This window comes from Streptomyces sp. NPDC001617 (genome assembly GCF_053596855.1).
In genome coordinates, this window is the sequence record NZ_JBSFHA010000015.1 from 61,060 (window position 1) to 78,669 (window position 17,610).

The following is a 17,610-nucleotide window of genomic DNA, read 5'->3' on the forward strand; positions in this document are numbered from 1 at the left end:
ATGCATACGACGTTTTTCCAGTGTCCGTTCGGGACGGCCGGTTACCTGTTCGCGGGCTGCCCGTTCGTGCGCTACCTGTTCGGGGGCGCGCCCTCGATCGGGCGGCCCGGCACTCCCGGCCGCCGCTGCCACGGGTGCGGTCCGGCCGGTGGCCGGTACCCGACGCCCAGGGCGTCGAGTCGCCCGTAGTGGACGGCCATACGCCGCTCGAACCCGGCGAGGTCACGCTCCCCGGGGGCCGGCAGGGAACTCCACGCCACCTCGGCGAACGCCGCGAGCCTCGGGAAGGTCTGGTAGTCCACGCGCGTGTGGTCCTCCATCACCTCGGTCCACACGTTGGCCTGCGTACCGAGGACATGTCCGGCCTCACTCGGCGTCAACTGCGCCGGAACGGGCTCGAAGCGGTAGACGTCCTCCAGGGTGCGGACGTACCCGATGGGGACCGGCTCGTCGGCGCCCGCGTCCTGACGGTGGTCCAAGTACACGTACTGCTCGGGGCACATGACGACGTCGTGCCCGGCCCGGGCGGCGGCCACCCCGCCGGCGTAACCCCGCCACGAGGAGACGGCGGCCCCGTCCGCGAGCCCGCCCTCCAGGATCTCGTCCCAGCCGATGAGCCGACGCCCGCGCGCGGTCAGCCACTTGTCGAAGTGGCCGATGAACCACGCCTGCAACCCGTCCTCGTCCGTGAGCCCGAGTTCCTCGATACGGGCCTGCGCGGTGGGCGACTGCTTCCACTGGTCCTTGAGGCATTCGTCACCCCCGACGTGAACGAACTCCGAGGGGAAGAGATCGAGCAGTTCCTCGAAGACTCCCTCGTAGAAGCGCAGCGTGTTGTCAGTGGGGGCCAGTACGTTTGCGGAGATCCCCCAGTTGTCCCAGACGGTAAGGGCGGTGGTGTCGATGACGTCGGTGTTGCCGAGTTCCGGGTACGCGGCGATGGCGGCCTGCGAGTGTCCCGGTACGTCGATTTCGGGGACGACGGTGATATGCCGCTCGGCGGCGTAGGCGACGATCTCCCGGATGTCGTCCTGGGTGTAGTAGCCACCGTGCGGCTTCTCCTCCCAGAGCGGAGAGGCCCGGTGGCCGAATTTGGTACGCGCCCGCCATGAGCCGACCTCGGTCAGCCGGGGGTACCGCTTGATCTCGATCCGCCAGCCCTGGTCGTCCGTCAAGTGGAAGTGGAAGACGTTGAGTTTGTGCGCGGCCATCAGGTCGAGGTAGCGCAGGACGCCTTCCTTGGGCATGAAGTGCCGGGCCACGTCGAGCATGAGGCCCCGCCAGCGGAAGCGGGGCGCGTCGTGGACGGTGACGTGCGGCACGGCCCAGGTGCGGTCGAGGTCGACCGGGGCTTTGCGGTAGGCGTCGGGACCGAGGAGCTGGCGCAGTGTCTGGGCGCCCCAGAAGACACCGGCCGGGCTGCCCCCCGCGATGAGGACACCGGTCGAATCGATGACGAGACGGTACTCCTCGGGGCCGAGTCCACGGTCGAGTCGGAGCCCGATGCCGTCGCCGTCGGTGTCGTCGAGTGCCCGTCCCTCGCGCAGGGGCAGGCCGGTGGCCTGCCCGAGGACCGTGCGCAGCCAGCGGCCGACGCCCTCCACCCCGGTGCCGGCGTAGAGCTGGGAGCGCGCCGTCAGCCGCACCTCGCCGGAACCGGCGACCACGCTGCGGGGTGCCGGAATCAGTTCCGTCTCTGAAGTCACGTCAGTCCTTAACCGCTCCGCCCAGCCCGGAGACCAGCCGTCGCTGTACGAGTACGAAGAACACCAGCACCGGAATCGTCATCACCGTGGAAGCCGCCATCACGCCTCCCCAGTCCGGGTCGTCCGGCTTGTAGAACACCAGCAGCGCCATCGGCAGGGTCGACCGGGACGTGTCGCTGATGATGAACGACTTGGCGAACAGGAAGTCGTTCCAGGCCGAGATGAAGGAGAACACGCTCGTGGCCACAAGGCCCGGGAAGACGAGCGGGAAAAGGATCTGCCACAGGAATCGCCCACGGCTCGCCCCGTCGAGGTACGCGGCCTCCTCCAAGGCCTCCGGCACCCCCTTCACAAACCCCCGCAGCATCCAGATCGCGAAGGGCAGCGAGAAGGCGATGTGGGGCAGGATCAGCGAGCCCAGCGTGTTCAGCAGACCGAAGTCCCGCATCTGGAAGAACAGGGGGATGGTGAGGGCTTCCACGGGCACCATCTGGGCCACCAGGAACATGATCAGCAAGGTGGTCCGGAAGCGGAAGCGGAATCGTGCGACGGCGGTCGCGGCGAGAAACGCGACCAGCGCCGAGACGATCACCACACTGCCCGCCACGACAAGGCTGTTGACGAAATACCGACCGAAATCCTGCTGTCCGAACACGCGCCGGAAGGAATCCAGAGAAGGGGACGTCGTCCACGGCCGGGGCTCGCTCGACTCGATCTCACCGGCCGGTTTGAAGGCGCCGAGCACCATCCAGTACAGCGGGAAGGCGACCACCACGGCGACGACGAGCGCCGCGGCGTCAGGCAGCCATCTGGTCCGCAGGACAACAGGGTTCACCCGGGTCACAGCTCCTCCCCCTGCCTCCGCAGCAGCCGCAGATACACCAGCGTCACGGCCAGCAGGATCAGCAGCATCACGACGCCGACCGCCGAGCCGAGGCCGTACTGCGAGGAAGCGAACGCCTGTTGGTAGGCGTAGACGTTCAGGACGAGGTTCTGCCCGGCGATGCCGCCGCCGTTCGTCATGACGTAGATCTGCGTGAAGACCTTGAAGTCCCAGATCACCGACTGGATGGTGACGACGGTCAGGATCGGCCGCAGCATCGGCGCCAGCACGGAGCGCCAGATCCGCCACTGCGAGGCGCCGTCGAGGGCCGCGGCCTCCAGCACCTCACTCGGTACGGCGCGGATACCGGCGTACACCGTGACCATCACGAACGGGAAGGAGCACCACACCACTTCGAGCAGCACGAGGAAGAAGGCGCTGAGGCGGCCGTATGTCCATGAGTGGTCGCCGAGGCCGAGGACGCGGTTCACCGGCCCGAAGTCGGGGTCGAAGAGGAACAGCCACACCGTCGAGCCCGTCACCGCGGGTGTCGCCCACGCCCCGAGCGCGGCCAGCATCAACGCCAGCCGCGGCACGGCACGCACGCGCGTGAGCAGCACGGCGAGCGCGCAGCCGACGGCGAGCGTGGAGACGACGCAGGCGGACGCGAAGAGGACGGTGGCGAGGAGCACCTGCCAGAACTCGGAGTCGGAGAAGAGCTCGCTGTAGTTGCCGAAGCCCTCGAAGGTGGTGGGTTCGCCGCCGCTGACCTGGGCCTGGGTGTAGTGGAAGAACGAGATCAGGCCGAGCTGGTAGATGGGGTAGAGGAGCAGGCCGCCGAGGAGGATCAGGGCGGGGGCGAGATAGAGCCAGGGGGTCCAGCGGAGGTCGGTACGCAGGTTCACAGGCTCAACCCACAGAGCTGAACGCGGCGTTCATCTTCTTCGCCGCTTCCTTCGAGGCCGCCGCCACGTCCTTCTTCCCGCTGATGACCTCCTGCAGCATCGTCGGCAGCACCAGCTGTGAGTCGATCTGCGACCAGGCGGGCGAGGCGGGCACGAACTTCGTGCCCGCCGCCAGTGTCTGCGCGAAGGGCTTCACATACGGCGCCTTCGCCGCGACCTGGGACCGTACGTCCGCGAACGTCGGCAGGAAGCCCATCGCGTCGAACATCGACGCCTGCGTCTTCTTCGAAGTGAGTTGCTCCATCAGATCGACGGCGAGTGTGCGGTGGGACGTGCTCTTGAGGACCCCGATGTTGTTGCCGCCCGCGAAGGCCGGCGCGATCGAGCCCGCCGTCACCCCCGGCAGCGGCACCACCCCGTACTCGCCCTTGACCTTCCCGGCCTCCACCGCCGTATGGCTGAAGTCGCCCCCGAGCGCCATCCCCGCCTTGCCCGCGGCGAACGCGGTGATCGTGTCGTTGCCGCCCATGCCCGCGCACTTGGCGGCGGGACAGTTGTCGTCGGTGAAGAGGGAGGTGTACGCCTTGACGCCCTTCTGGGCGTCCGCGCTCTCGATGGCGGAGGCGTAGGAGCCGTTCTTGCCGGTGGCGAGTTCGCCGCCGTTGGCCCAGACGAAGGGCATCGCCCCGTACGTGTAGGCCCCGCCGACCACCAGGCCGTACAGGTCCGGCTTCGCGGCGCGGATCTTGCGGGCGGTCGTCGCCAACTCGGCCATGGTCTTCGGGGGTTCGAGGCCCAGGTCCTTGAAGACGTCCGTGCGGTAGTACAGGGCGCGGACGCCTACGTAGAAGGGGGCGCCGTAGATCTTGCCGTCGACCGTGACGGACGTCTTCGCGGTCGGGTCGGTGTCCTTCGCCTCGCTCCAGGCGCCGAACTCCTTGGTGACGTCGAGGAGTCCGCCGTCCTTGACGTAGCCCGCGGTGTCCGTGTTGCCGAACTCCATCACGTCCGGCGCGGACTTGGGGTCGTTGAAGGCGGCCTTGACGCGCTGGGCGCGGGTGTCGATGGGGATGTACTCGACGTCCACCTTGGTGCCGTTGTGGGCCTTCTCGAAGGCGGCGACCACGGAGTCGACGACCTTCTCCTTGGGCTTGTTGCCGACCTCCTGGAAGAGCCAGACGCGCAGGGTGCCGCTCTTGTCGTCCTTCTCGGAGGAGGAGTTGGTGGAGGTCTGGGGGGCACAGGCGGTGACGACCGCGGCTGCCGCGAGGAGTGCGGCGAGGCGGGAGGGGAGCTTCATGGGGGGAGATCCTCCGAGCGTGTGCGTTGCAACATATGCAATGACTGTTTCGCTCTGTACAACGCCCGGAGCCTAAGGACTACATGAACATGTCCACAAGAGGTCTCAACCACTTCGTGACACACAAAGGCCCTCGGAGCGCGCCGAAACGCGCCCCGAGGGCCTCGCGGAACTCAGATCGAGAGCAGGGCTCCTACTTGTCGCCGCCCTTGCCGTTGTCGCCACCGCCGGCGCCCATGGAGTCGTAGATCTCCTTGCACATGGGACACACGGGGTACTTCTTCGGGTCGCGGCCCGGCACCCAGACCTTGCCGCAGAGCGCCACGACGGGGGTGCCGTCGAGGGCGCTCGCCATGATCTTGTCCTTCTGGACGTAGTGGGCGAAGCGCTCGTGGTCGCCGTCGCCGTGGGACACCTGTGGCGTCGGCTCTACGAGGGTCCCCGTACCAGTCCCGCGCTCGGGCTCAAGAGTGCTCATAACAGCCAAGGGTACTGAAGCTCACACGCATCAGTTGAGCGAAGGGTCGTCCGGATAGGTGGCCACCATCGCGAGCTCGTTGCGCTGGCGGCGCAGGACCTCGCGCCAGAGTCTCTCCGGGGACGGGGACGAGACGTCGCCGGGCTCCGACTCCACGACGTACCAGGCGCCCTCCGTGAGCTCGTCCTCCAGCTGGCCCGGGCCCCAGCCCGCGTATCCCGCGAAGATCCTCAGGGACCCGACGGCCGAGGCGAGCAGCTCGGGCGGGGCCTCCAGGTCGACGAGTCCGATCGCGCCGTGCACCCGGCGCCAGCCGAGCGGAGCCCCGTCGACGGAGGAGCCGCCGGGGATGACGGCGACTCCGAGAGCCGAGTCCAGGGAGACCGGACCGCCCTGGAAGACGACGCCGGGCTCGCCGGCCAGGTCCGCCCAGCCCTCCAGGATGTCACCGACGTCCACCGGGGTGGGGCGGTTGAGGACGACACCGAGGGAGCCCTCCTCGTCGTGGTCGAGAAGGAGCACCACCGCACGGTCGAAGTTCGGGTCCGCCAGGGCGGGCGTTGCCACGAGCAACCGCCCTGTGAGCGAGGACACCTCGGTCATGCCAGACATGATCCCGCATCTGCCGTCGGTGTGGGGAGGCAATCCGCGTAAGGAGGGGGAATGCAGCTCAGGCGGACGGATGCATGCCGGGGGCACGCGCGAGGGGCGGTGACCCCATGTGCCCGACAGGGAACCGTTCGTGTTGTGACAGAGCTATGACGGAGCTGAGCGGTACTTGGGCTTACAGAAGGGGGGTAGGCGGCGATTACCCTTTCCCTTCTGGCCCTGCCCCACTCATCGGAACGCGAGATACATGACCGTCAACGACGATGTCCTGCTTGTCCACGGCGGAACCCCGCTGGAGGGTGAGATCCGTGTCCGCGGTGCGAAGAACCTCGTACCGAAGGCCATGGTCGCCGCCCTCCTGGGCAGCTCGCCGAGTCGACTGCGCAACGTTCCGGACATCCGTGACGTGCGTGTCGTACGCGGCCTGCTGCAACTGCACGGGGTGACGGTCCGTCCGGGTGAGGAGCCGGGCGAACTGGTGATGGACCCCTCGCACGTCGAGAGCGCGAACGTCGCCGACATCGACGCCCACGCGGGTTCTTCACGCATCCCCATCCTCTTCTGCGGTCCGCTGCTGCACCGCCTCGGCCACGCCTTCATCCCGGGTCTCGGCGGCTGCGACATCGGCGGCCGCCCGATCGACTTCCACTTCGAGGTGCTGCGGCAGTTCGGCGCGCGGATCGAGAAGCGCGCGGACGGGCAGTACCTGGAGGCGCCGCAGCGGCTGCGCGGCACGAAGATCCGGCTGCCGTACCCGTCCGTCGGCGCGACCGAGCAGGTCCTGCTGACCGCCGTGCTCGCCGAAGGCGTCACCGAGCTCTCGAACGCGGCCGTGGAGCCGGAGATAGAGGACCTCATCTGCGTGCTGCAGAAGATGGGCGCCATCATCGCGATGGACACCGACCGCACCATCCGCATCACCGGTGTGGACAGCCTCGGCGGCTACAACCACCGCGCCCTGCCGGACCGTCTGGAGGCCGCCTCCTGGGCGTCCGCGGCACTGGCGACCGAGGGCAACATCTACGTCCACGGCGCACAGCAACGCTCGATGATGACGTTCCTGAACACCTACCGGAAGGTGGGCGGTGCCTTCGAGATCGACGACCAGGGCATCCGGTTCTGGCACCCCGGCGGCCAGTTGAAGTCCATCGCGCTCGAAACGGACGTCCACCCGGGCTTCCAGACGGACTGGCAGCAGCCGCTGGTGGTCGCCCTCACCCAGGCCACCGGCCTCTCGATCATCCACGAGACGGTCTACGAGTCCCGTCTCGGCTTCACCTCCGCGCTCAACCAGATGGGTGCCCACATCCAGCTGTACCGCGAGTGCCTGGGCGGCTCGGTCTGCCGCTTCGGCCAGCGCAACTTCCTGCACTCGGCGGTCGTCTCCGGCCCCACCAAGCTCCAGGGCGCCGACCTGGTCATCCCCGACCTCCGCGGCGGCTTCTCGTACCTCATCGCCGCCCTCGCGGCCCAGGGCACGTCCCGCGTCCACGGCATCGACCTGATCAACCGCGGCTACGAGAACTTCATGGAGAAGCTCGTGGAGCTCGGCGCGAAGGTCGAGCTGCCGGGCAAGGCGCTCGGCTGACTCCGGCCACAACCAGCCCGGTCGGCGGTCGAGACCATGTGTGACCGCGACAACGATGGGGCGGCACCCGAACCATTCGGGTGCCGCCCCATCGCACTGCCTACCTGCCCCACACCGTCCCACGAGGTGTGGACGGCGAGGTCACTTGCCCTTGGCCGCTTCCTTGAGCTTGGAACCCGCCGAAACCTTGACGCTGTAGCCGGCCGGGATCTGGATCGGGTCGCCGGTCTGCGGGTTGCGCGCGGTGCGAGCTGCACGGTGGGTGCGCTCGAAGGTCAGGAAGCCGGGGATGGTGACCTTCTCGTCGCCCTTGGAGACGATGTCGCCCACAACCTCGGCGAACGCGGCCAGCACGGCGTCGGCGTCCTTGCGGGTCACCTCGGCGCGGTCGGCCAGCGCGGCCACCAGCTCACTGCGGTTCATGTTGTTACTCCCGTGTTCTTCTTGCCGTTGGGGTGTGCCACGCGGCTAGGCCGCACGCGAGGCACAGCGAAGCCGATGCGCTCGCGCCCAGGGACGCATCCTGCCCCTACCTGCTGCGGGAAAGCCAATCCGGCACCCGCTGGAGTCGTGAGAACACCCTTGGGTGTCACACGAGGAGAGCTCCCGAGCCTGGCCGACACGATAAACGTCGACCAGGAGGCCCGGGTTCCACGACGCGCCGGTGCAAGGCCTTGCCGTGGCGATGCTCACAGCCTACGTCCACCTCGCGGCGCGTCCACCAGGACAGGCCCTAGGAGGCCGTCGCGGCCTTCGCCGCCTCGCGCACCGCGCCGGCCACCGCGCCCGCGACCTTGTCGTTGAAGACGCTGGGGATGATGTAGTTCGGGTTGAGCTCGTCCTCGGTCACCACGTCCGAGAGGGCGGTCGCGGCGGCGAGCATCATGTCCGTGTTGACGGTGCGGGACTGGGCGTCCAGCAGACCGCGGAAGACACCCGGGAAGACCAGCACGTTGTTGATCTGGTTCGGGAAGTCGGAGCGGCCGGTGGCCACGACGGCCGCCGTCTGACGGGCGATCGCCGGGTCGACCTCGGGGTCCGGGTTCGCGAGCGCGAACACGATGGCGCCCTCGGCCATGGCGGCCACGTCGGCGCCGTCCAGGACGTTCGGGGCGGAGACACCGATGAAGACGTCGGCTCCGCGAACGGCTTCCTTCAGCGTGCCGGTCAGGCCCTCGGGGTTGGTGTTGTCGGCGATCCAGCGCAGCGGCGAGTCCGCGGCGGCCTCGCGCAGGTCCTCGCGGCCGGCGTGCACGACGCCGTGGATGTCGGCGACGACGGCGTTCTTGACGCCCGCGGCGAGCAGCAGCTTGAGGATGGCCGTACCGGCCGCGCCGGCACCGGACATGACGACGCGGATGTTCTCAATTGCCTTGCCGGTGACGCGAAGTGCGTTCTTCAGGGCGGCCAGGACGACGATCGCGGTGCCGTGCTGGTCGTCGTGGAAGACGGGGATGTCGAGGGCCTCGCGCAGCCGCGCCTCGATCTCGAAGCAGCGCGGGGCGGAGATGTCCTCGAGGTTGATGCCGGCGAACCCGGGGGCGATCGCCTTCACGATCTCGACGATCGCGTCGGTGTCCTGGGTGTCGAGACACAGCGGCCAGGCGTCGATGCCGGCGAACCGCTTGAAGAGGGCCGCCTTGCCCTCCATGACCGGGAGGGCGGCCTTGGGGCCGATGTTGCCCAGGCCCAGCACGGCCGAGCCGTCCGTCACGACCGCAACGGAGTTGCGCTTGATGGTGAGGCGGCGGGCGTCCTCGGGGTTCTCGGCGATCGCCATGCAGACGCGGGCCACGCCCGGCGTGTAGATCATGGAGAGGTCGTCACGGTTGCGGATGGGGTGCTTGGACTGCATCTCGATCTTGCCGCCGAGGTGCATCAGGAACGTACGGTCCGAGACCTTGCCGAGGGTGACGCCCTCGATGCCGCGCAGCTGCTGGACGATCTCGTCGGCATGGGCCGTGGAGGTCGCCGCGATGGTGACGTCGATGCGGAGTGTCTCGTGGCCTGAAGCGGTCACGTCGAGGCCGGTCACCGAGCCTCCGTGGGACTCTACGGCCGTGGTGATCTGGGAGACCGCGGTTCCGCTCGCGGGCACCTCCAGTCGGACCGTTATCGAGTAGGAGACGCTGGGCGCCGTTGCCATGGCCGACTTCCTCTGCTTTCACCGTGACGCTGGTATGCCGTCCGATCGTCGCACCTACTGCCGAGTAGGCGTTAGCCGCGCTGGATTGCGAACGTTTTGTTCACAGCACGAAGAGGCCCGCGTCGCCTTTCGGTGACGCGGGCCTCTCACACGCTCAAGTGGCACCGACCCGCCATGCTCGCCTCGCGGCAAGTGGTCGCTCGTAGCGACGAAGGTTGGGCCCGGGGGCTTGGATCGGGCCGGTGCCACGTCCAGGCTAACAAACGGATCCCGTAAGGCCATTCCCGTGCCGAGAGTTCATCCGCTTCTCATCCGGTCGGCCCCGGCGATCAGTCCCTGAGCAGGTCCGGCACTCCCTCCGCGTCCGGCTGGTCCCGCTCGCCCGAGACGATCGTGAGCTGCTGGGTCGCCCGGGTGAGGGCGACGTACAGCACCCGCAGGCCGGCCGGGGACTCGTCGGCGATCTCCGCGGGTGAGACGACGACCGTGGCGTCGTACTCCAGGCCCTTCGCCTCCAGGCTGCCGAGCGCCACCACGCGGTCCCCGAGCCCGGCCAGCCACCGCGCGGCCTCCTCGCGCCGCTGCATGGCGACGACGACGCCCACGGTGCCGTCGACCCGGTCGAGCAGACGGGCGGCTTCCTGACGGGCGGTCTGGGCGAGCGAGTCGTGTACGACGGCGAAGCGGGGCTCCACACCGGTGGACCGTACGGCCTTCGGCGAATCGGAGCCGGGCATGGCGAGGGCGAGCACCTTGGACGCCAGCTCGGCGATCTCGGCCGGGTTGCGGTAGTTGACGGTGAGTTCGAAGCGTCGGCGGGGGCGGGTACCGAGCGCCTCGTCCCGGGCCTCCGCCGCTTCGTCAGGATCCGACCAGGAGGACTGGGCGGGGTCTCCGACGACCGTCCAGGTGGCGTGCCGCCCCCGTCTGCCGACCATGCGCCACTGCATCGGCGTGAGGTCCTGGGCCTCGTCCACGATCACGTGCGCGTACTCGGTGCGCTCCTGGGCCAGCCGCTCGGCCCGCTCCCGTTGCGACTCCTCGCGCACCGGCATCAGCTCTTCGAGGCCGGTCAGCTGGTCCAGCGGGTCCAGCTCGCGTCTCCTTCTGGGGCGGGCGGGGACGCCGAGGACGGCCTGGAGCTCGTCGAGCATGGCGATGTCGTGCACGGAGTACCCGTCGCGCCGCAGCGAACGGGCCACCCGCCGCACCTCACCGGGGTTGAGGATCCGCCGCGCCCAACGCCCGAGCCGCCGCTCGTCGGCCATCGCGTCGAGCACGGCCTTCGGGGTCAGCTCGGGCCACCAGGCGTTCAGGAACTCGACGAAGGAGTCCTCCGACACCATGTCCTCGTCGAAGGAGGAGCGCAGTTCGGCGGCCAGCTCCGGGTCGGTGTGGCGGCCGGCGGCACCGGACTGTTCCCACAGCGCGTCGAGGAGCAGCTTGCGCGCACGGGGACGCAGCAGGTTGACCGGGGCGGTCCCCCCGAGGGCGATACGGCGGAGCCGTTCCAGCGCCCCCGCCTCCAGCTCGAGGCGGCGCCCGAAGGCGACGACGCGGAGACGGGTGGGGGTCCCCGCGGGGGCCTGCACCTCACTGGCGTCGAAGGACAGCTGACCGGAGTCGCCCCCGCCTGGCCGCCCGAGCTCCAGCGCCCCCCGCGCCGCCTTCCGCAGCACCCTCAGCATCCGGTGCGAGCCCTTGGCGCGGGCCGTCGACGGCGAGTCGTACAGCGTGGCCTGCGCGCCGTCGACGAGGGAGCCGATCGCACGGATGGCGACCTGGCCCTCCTCGCCCAGCGACGGCAGGACGCCCTCGGTGTACGCGACCAGCAGCGGGGTCGGCGAGACGATCAGGATGCCGCCCGAGTACCGGCGCCGGTCCTGGTAGAGGAGATACGCGGCGCGGTGCAGGGCGACGGCCGTCTTGCCGGTGCCCGGGCCGCCCTCGACGTATGTCACCGACGCGGCAGGGGCCCGGATGACGAGGTCCTGCTCCGCCTGGATGGACGCCACGATGTCCCGCATGGTGTGGCTGCGGGCCTGGCCGAGCGCGGCCATCAGGGCGCCGTCGCCGATGACGGGCAGCTCATGGCCGTCGAGGGAGGCCTTGAGCTCGGGGCGCATCAGGTCGTCCTCGACGCCGAGGACCCGGCGGCCCTTGGAGCGGATGACGCGGCGGCGCACGACCCGGCCGGGGTCGACGGGGGTGGAGCGGTAGAAGGGGGCGGCCGCGGGTGCCCGCCAGTCGATGACCAGCGGTGCGTACTCGGAGTCCAGGACGCCGATGCGCCCGATGTGCAGGGTCTCCGCGATGTCGGCCGTACCGTCGTCCCGGACGGCCCCCTCGGCAGGCTCGACGGCGGTGTAGGCGCCGTCGGGCCCCTTCTTGCCGTCCTTCCCCAGCAGCAGGTCGATGCGCCCGAAGAGGAAGTCCTCGAACTCGTTGTTGAGGCGGTTGAGGTGGACGCCGGCCCGGAAGACCTGGGCGTCCCGCTCCGCGAGCGCGCCGGGCGTGCCGACCTGGCCCCGCTTGGCCGCGTCGTTCATCAGGAACTCGGCCTCGTGGATCTTCTCCTCGAGACGCCGGTACACCCGGTCGAGGTGTTCCTGTTCGACGCTGATCTCTCGGTCCCGTACGGAGTCGTGATCCGAGCCGACCGCGGTTTCCTGCTGAGCCTGAGCGGCCACCGGGCCCCCTTCTGACGTGCTGGGCAGCCGTCAACCGTACGCGAAGGGGACCCCGGATAGCTACGAAAGCTACGCGTCGACCTGGACGAGCTTCTTGCCGTCGAAGGTCATGACCTCGAAATGGTCGATCTCATTGGGCTTGAAGGCGGCGCCGCCCTGCGCGTACAGGGGCTGCTTCGCTTCCTCGGTCTTGCCGTTCGGGATGCCGTAGCCCCACTTCGGGACCGCCCAGGTGGACATCGTCTCGCGCTCGCCGTTCTTGCCGACGGCGATGAGGGAGCACTTCAGCGGGCCCTTGACGTTGCTGAGTTCCACGACACCCCAGGTGCCCCAGTCCTTCTGCTCCATCGCCACGGTCGCCTTGACCTTGGTGGAGGCGTCCGTCGAGGAGACCTTGTCGGTCAGGGTCCCGAAGGCCGCCTTGGCGCCGGTCGACAGAGGTGTGGCGGTCGTCGTACCCGAGTCCCCGCCGCCGTTCACGGCCATCACCGTGAGTGGTCCGCCGATGATCAGCGCGGCCGCGGCCGCGACCAGATAGAAGCCCTTGCGGCGCTTCACGGCCCGGCGTTCGGCGACCTCGTCGACGAGCTTCTCCGCGAGCCGTGGACTGGGCCGCGCGGACAGCGACTCTCCGATGGCGGGCGTACCGGCTCCGGGCAGGTCGGCGAGGGCCGCCAGCATGGGCTCCATCCCGGCGAGCTCGTCGAGCTGCCGAGCGCACCACTCGCAGGTCGCGAGGTGTGCTTCGAAAGCGGTTGCCTCGGCGTCGTCGAGGATACCGAGGGCGTAGGCACCGACCGTTTCATGCTCGCTCGGGCCCGGAGATCCCATCATGGAGCCAGACATACCCGAACCACCTGTGCCGAATCCCTGGTTTCCCCCGTAAACACTCATCACGCCGTCACCCCCCGCTCCTCCAGTGCGAGCTTCATCGACCGCAGGGCATAGAAGACCCGCGAGCGCACCGTGCCGCTGGGAATGCCCAGCGTCTCGGCCGCCTCATTGACCGTACGCCCCTTGAAATACGTCTCGACCAGTACCTCCCGGTGAGCCGGGGTCAGGTCGTCCAGCGCGTCCGACAGCGTCATCAACCACAGCGCCTTGTCGATCTCGTCCTCCGCGGGGATGACCTCCAGCGGCGACGGATCGACCTCCTGCGGCCGGGCCTGCCGGCTGCGGTGGCCGTCGATGACGATGCGGCGTGCGACCGTCACCAGCCAGGGGCGTACCGATCCGGTCGCTCGATTGAGCTGACCGGCGTTCTTCCAGGCACGGATGAGCGTTTCCTGGACCACGTCCTCGGCGCGCTGCCGGTCTCCGGCGACCAGGCGCAGTACATATGCAAGGAGAGGTCCGGCGTGCTCCCGGTACAGGGCACGCATCAGCTCCTCATCAGGTTCCGAGGGCTGGGACATGCGATGTCGGGCCCTCGATCCACGTTCATTGGCCACGACGGAATCCTTGCGCACGCCCACCTCCGATGTCCGGGGGTTCCCCCGTTCGGTCGCTCGTGCACAGGTACGGATGTGGTGCGCGTCATGTTCAAACCGCGACGACAGTTTTCTTCGGGGTGTCGTGATGAGAGGGACATGAGAGCACATTCCCCCCTCGCGATCTTTACATTTCCGCCACATCGGCAAGATCACGCCAGCTGCCCGCGGGTTGCCGATGACAAACGGAGTGTTGCCGAAATCACTTCGACAACACAGTAGCCCTCCCCTCACAGAAGGCGCATATCGGACACCTAGGCGCGCGTGAGGGCGGCTCTCCGACGGTGCCGAGCGACTCTTTCCCGGTTCCCGCAGACCTCACTGGAGCACCAGCGCCTCCTGCGCCCCCGGGACGAATCGACATAGACGATCGGGCAGTTGTCCCCCTCGCACTGCCGCAGACCCGCTCTCGCGACCGGATCGGTGAGCAGTTCGACGGCGTCCCTGGCGATGGCACCGAGCAGCGCGGCGCACTCCGGCGGCCCGTCCAACTCCCGCACGAGCACCCCGTCTCCGCCATGGACGGCACGGGGCGCCGGCGGCGCGACACGGGCGAGCTCGTTCACCCGGGCGAGCGCGATGTCGTACGACGACCTCGGTACGGCGGCGACCAGCCCTCCCCGCACCAACTGCCCCACCTGCCCCCGCAGTTCCCGGAATCCGACCAGCCAGGAGGCGTCGGCGTGCGCGAGCGACGTGCTCGGTGGCACCAGCCCGGCCCTCACCACCCACGCGCACAACACCTCGACCGAGTCGAACCGTTCCTCGGGATGGGTGGTCGCGAGGAGATCGAGGCAGATCCGTCCTGCGTCGAACCGCAGCTCGTACGGGGCCGTGGCCGTACCCAGTGCCATGTGCCTGTCACCGCCTAGGGGTTACCAGGGGCTGGGGAACCGTTCCCTCTAACAGTGCCTGCCCGCTCGTGCGGCCGGAAGACCTCGTTGGACGCGTGCTTGTGCGAGCGCGCGTCTCGGCCATGTTTCGAGTGGGTCGCCGTCCGTTCACCAAAGACGTGACGACACAGAGGCGCACAAGCGCGGGGTTCGGTGTTGTACGGGGCCGAGGGACGGCACATTCTCGACGCCGGCCGGCACATCTCAGCCCGTCCGGCGTTTGAGGACGAGGCCGTTCAGGCCGAAGCGGGGGTCTGAGGGCTGCAAGCCCCCAGGTACGCCCGCACCAACGCCGGGTGCCTGCCTCACACGTCCGCGTACTTCGCGTCCGCCGCCGGATCCAACGCCAGCCGATACCCCCGCTTCACCACCGTCTGGATCAGCTTCGGCGCCCCAAGTGCCGTCCGCAGCCGAGCCATCGCCGTCTCCACCGCATGCTCATCGCGCCCGGCACCGGGCAGCGCACGCAGCAGCTCCGCCCGGGCCACCACCCACCCCGGACGCCGGGACAGCGCCCGCAGCAGGGACATCCCGGCCGGCGGTACCGGCTTCAGGTCACCGTCGACCAGGACCGCGTGCCCCCGGATCTCGACCCGGTGACCGGCGATGGGCAGCGCCCGAGCCCGGCCCGGCAGCTCCTGGCACAGCAGCTGGACGAGAGGCCCGAGCCGAAACCGCTCGGGCGCGACCGTGTCGACCCCCCGTGCCTGCAACGGCAGCGCGGTGACCGGCCCGACACACGCCGGCAGCACGTCATGGTGGAGGGCGGCCAGCAGCTCGGGCAGCAGCCCCCGCTCCTCCGCCCGGTTCAGCAGGGACGCCGCGGCCGGGGCGCTCGTGAAGGTGATCGCGTCCAGCCCGCGTGAGACCGCCGCGTCCAGCAGCCGGTCCACCGGCCCGATGTCCTCCGGCGGCATCCACCGGTACACCGGCACCCCGACGACCTCGGCCCCGGCCACCCGGAGCGCCTCCACGAAGCCCGGCAGAGGCTCGCCGTGCAGCTGGATGACGATACGGCGCCCCTCGACCCCCTCCTCCAGCAGCCGGTCCAGCACCTCGGCCATGGACTCGCTCGACGGCGACCAGTCCTCGGTGAGCCCGGCGGCGCGTATCGCCCCCTTCACCTTGGGCCCGCGGGCGAGCAACTCCACGCCCCGCAACCGCTCCAGCAGCGGCTCCCCGAGCCCCCAGCCGTCGGCGGCCTCGACCCACCCGCGGAACCCGATGGCCGTGGTCGCGACCACGACGTCCGGCGCCTGGTCGATCAGATCCTTCGTCGCCGCCAGCAGTTCGCTGTCGTCGGCGAGCGGCACGATGCGCAGGGCGGGTGCGTGCAGGACGGCGGCTCCCCGTCGCTGCAGCAGTGCGCCCAGTTCGTCTGCCCGGCGGGCGGCGGTCACGCCCACGGTGAATCCGGCCAGCGGGCCGTGTTGACCGGGGTCTGGTCGCTGCTGTTCGTCGTACATGGCTCTCGTCCCGAACCTCGAGTCGCCGTACATACAGCACGGCGGTGTACCTACATGCCGAACGAGCCTGTCAACGGTCCGTGACAGGCTCGGTTCGGCTTCATGTCGCCAGTGTTACGTCACACCTCGGCGTAGCTGAGCTGGGGCTTTGTCTCTGCGGCTGCCGCGGCCCGGGTCACCGAGGCCGTACGGCGAAGGTATACGGCCCAGGTGACCGCGAAGCAGAGGGCGTAGAAGGCGAGGAAGACGACGAAGGCGCCGGTTCCGGAGCCGTTGGAGAGGAAGGACTGGCGGAAGGCGAGGTTGATGCCGACACCGCCGAGCGCGCCCACGGCGCCGATGAGACCCATGGAGGCACCGGAGAGCCGGCGACCGTACGCGGCGGCCTCCTCACCCTCCAGTCCCTTGGCGAGCGCCTTGGCCTGGAAGATGCCCGGGATCATCTTGTACGTCGACCCGTTGCCGAGGCCGCTGAGCACGAACAGCACCACGAAGACGGCCACGAACATCGGCAGCGACTTCTGCATGCTGGCGACGATCAGGGCGCCGGTCGCGGCGGCCATGCCGATGTAGTTGTAGAGGGTGATCTTCGCGCCGCCGTACTTGTCGGCGAGCCAGCCGCCGACCGGCCGGATCAGCGAGCCGAGCAGCGGGCCGATGAAGGTGAGGTACGCGGCCTGCAGCGGCGTACGGCCGAACTGCACCTGGAGCACCTGCCCGAAGGCGAAGGCGTATCCGATGAAGGACCCGAACGTGCCGATGTAGAGGAAGGACATGATCCAGGTGTGCGCGTCCTTCGCGGCGTCCTTGGCGGCGCCGGTGTCGTTCTTCACGGACGCGAGGTTGTCCATGTAGAGCGCGGCGAGGACGGCGGCGATGAGGATCAGCGGGATGTAGATGCCGAGCAGGACCCGCGGCCCACCGCTCGCGCCGATGACCGCAAGCGCGACCAGCTGGATGACCGGCACACCGATGTTGCCGCCGCCGGCGTTGAGCCCGAGGGCCCACCCCTTCTTCTTCAGCGGGAAGAAGGCGTTGATGTTGGTCATGGAGGAGGCGAAGTTGCCGCCGCCGATGCCGGCCAGCAGGCCGATCCACAGGAAGGTGTCGAACGACGTCCCCGGCTTCATCACCGCGAAGGCCGCCACCGTCGGGATGAGGAGCAGGCTGGCCGAGATGATCGTCCAGTTCCGCCCGCCGAAGAGGGCGACGGCGAAGGTGTAGGGGACGCGGACGACGGCGCCGACGAGCGTCACCATCGACGTCAGCAGGAACTTGTCGGCCGGGGTGAGCCCGTACTCCGGGCCCATGAAGAGCACCAGCACGGACCACACGGTCCAGATCGAGAACCCGATGTGTTCAGAGAGGACGGAGAAGAAGAGGTTCCGCTTGGCGATCTTCTCTCCGGTCTCCTCCCAGAAGGTCTCGTCCTCGGGATCCCATTGCTCGATCCACTTGCCAGCGGCTGTCATGACGCCTCCACGGTGCTCCGGGGCTCGGTGATACTCGGGGGTGC

At 69.1% G+C, this 17,610-nt stretch carries 15 protein-coding genes; 1 reads left to right on the plus strand and 14 read right to left on the minus strand.

Annotated elements, in window-relative coordinates; all coding sequences use genetic code 11:
- Positions 1-71: 71 nt before the first annotated feature.
- The 6 genes from ACWC09_RS14390 to ACWC09_RS14415 form a co-directional block, all read right to left on the minus strand.
- A complete protein-coding gene (locus tag ACWC09_RS14390; protein WP_450850840.1) occupies positions 72-1,706 on the minus strand; it encodes a beta-N-acetylhexosaminidase in 1,635 nt (544 codons plus the stop codon).
- A 1-nt stretch (position 1,707) separates the two neighbouring features.
- Complete coding sequence (locus tag ACWC09_RS14395) at positions 1,708-2,541, minus strand: carbohydrate ABC transporter permease (protein WP_450850841.1); 834 nt, start codon at positions 2,539-2,541, stop codon at positions 1,708-1,710.
- Between the two features lie 5 nt (positions 2,542-2,546).
- Positions 2,547-3,434 (minus strand): carbohydrate ABC transporter permease, encoded by an 888-nt coding sequence (locus ACWC09_RS14400; RefSeq protein ID WP_450850842.1) that lies wholly within the window; start codon positions 3,432-3,434, stop codon positions 2,547-2,549.
- Positions 3,435-3,438: 4 nt separating this feature from the next.
- Positions 3,439-4,734, minus strand: coding sequence for an extracellular solute-binding protein (locus tag ACWC09_RS14405; RefSeq protein ID WP_450850843.1), 1,296 nt, complete (start codon positions 4,732-4,734; stop codon positions 3,439-3,441).
- 193 nt (positions 4,735-4,927) lie between these two features.
- Positions 4,928-5,212, minus strand: a complete 285-nt coding sequence (locus ACWC09_RS14410; RefSeq protein WP_450850844.1) for a DUF3039 domain-containing protein — start codon at positions 5,210-5,212, stop codon at positions 4,928-4,930.
- Between the two features lie 30 nt (positions 5,213-5,242).
- A complete protein-coding gene (locus ACWC09_RS14415; protein ID WP_450850845.1) occupies positions 5,243-5,815 on the minus strand; it encodes a YqgE/AlgH family protein in 573 nt (190 codons plus the stop codon).
- A gap of 253 nt (positions 5,816-6,068) precedes the next feature.
- Here ACWC09_RS14415 and murA point away from each other — a divergent pair, with 253 nt between their 5' ends.
- Entirely contained in the window at positions 6,069-7,409 is a 1,341-nt protein-coding gene (gene murA / locus ACWC09_RS14420; RefSeq protein ID WP_450850846.1) for a UDP-N-acetylglucosamine 1-carboxyvinyltransferase, read from the plus strand.
- Positions 7,410-7,550: 141 nt separating this feature from the next.
- Here the strand turns inward: murA and ACWC09_RS14425 are convergent, their stop codons facing one another.
- The 8 genes from ACWC09_RS14425 to ACWC09_RS14460 all read right to left on the minus strand — a co-directional run bounded on the left by ACWC09_RS14425 (position 7,551) and on the right by ACWC09_RS14460 (position 17,566).
- Positions 7,551-7,832 (minus strand): HU family DNA-binding protein, encoded by a 282-nt coding sequence (locus ACWC09_RS14425; RefSeq protein WP_004000874.1) that lies wholly within the window; start codon positions 7,830-7,832, stop codon positions 7,551-7,553.
- A gap of 310 nt (positions 7,833-8,142) precedes the next feature.
- The gene (locus tag ACWC09_RS14430; RefSeq protein WP_450850847.1) at positions 8,143-9,555 is read right to left on the minus strand and encodes a malic enzyme-like NAD(P)-binding protein; all 1,413 of its coding nucleotides are present in this window, start codon (positions 9,553-9,555) and stop codon (positions 8,143-8,145) included.
- A gap of 329 nt (positions 9,556-9,884) precedes the next feature.
- Positions 9,885-12,245 carry a HelD family protein gene (locus tag ACWC09_RS14435; RefSeq protein ID WP_450850848.1) on the minus strand — a complete coding sequence of 787 codons (2,361 nt, stop codon included), beginning with the start codon at positions 12,243-12,245 and terminating at the stop codon, positions 9,885-9,887.
- Positions 12,246-12,314: 69 nt separating this feature from the next.
- Positions 12,315-13,139 carry an anti-sigma factor family protein gene (locus ACWC09_RS14440; protein ID WP_450850849.1) on the minus strand — a complete coding sequence of 275 codons (825 nt, stop codon included), beginning with the start codon at positions 13,137-13,139 and terminating at the stop codon, positions 12,315-12,317.
- Positions 13,139-13,660, minus strand: coding sequence for a sigma-70 family RNA polymerase sigma factor (locus tag ACWC09_RS14445; protein ID WP_010039908.1), 522 nt, complete (start codon positions 13,658-13,660; stop codon positions 13,139-13,141). Before ACWC09_RS14445 ends, ACWC09_RS14440 begins: the two co-directional genes overlap by 1 nt.
- A 329-nt stretch (positions 13,661-13,989) precedes the next feature.
- Positions 13,990-14,589, minus strand: coding sequence for a CGNR zinc finger domain-containing protein (locus tag ACWC09_RS14450; RefSeq protein WP_450850850.1), 600 nt, complete (start codon positions 14,587-14,589; stop codon positions 13,990-13,992).
- A gap of 344 nt (positions 14,590-14,933) precedes the next feature.
- Complete coding sequence (locus tag ACWC09_RS14455) at positions 14,934-16,094, minus strand: uroporphyrinogen-III synthase (protein ID WP_450850851.1); 1,161 nt, start codon at positions 16,092-16,094, stop codon at positions 14,934-14,936.
- A gap of 119 nt (positions 16,095-16,213) precedes the next feature.
- Positions 16,214-17,566 (minus strand): nitrate/nitrite transporter, encoded by a 1,353-nt coding sequence (locus ACWC09_RS14460; RefSeq protein WP_450850852.1) that lies wholly within the window; start codon positions 17,564-17,566, stop codon positions 16,214-16,216.
- Positions 17,567-17,610 lie beyond the last annotated feature (44 nt).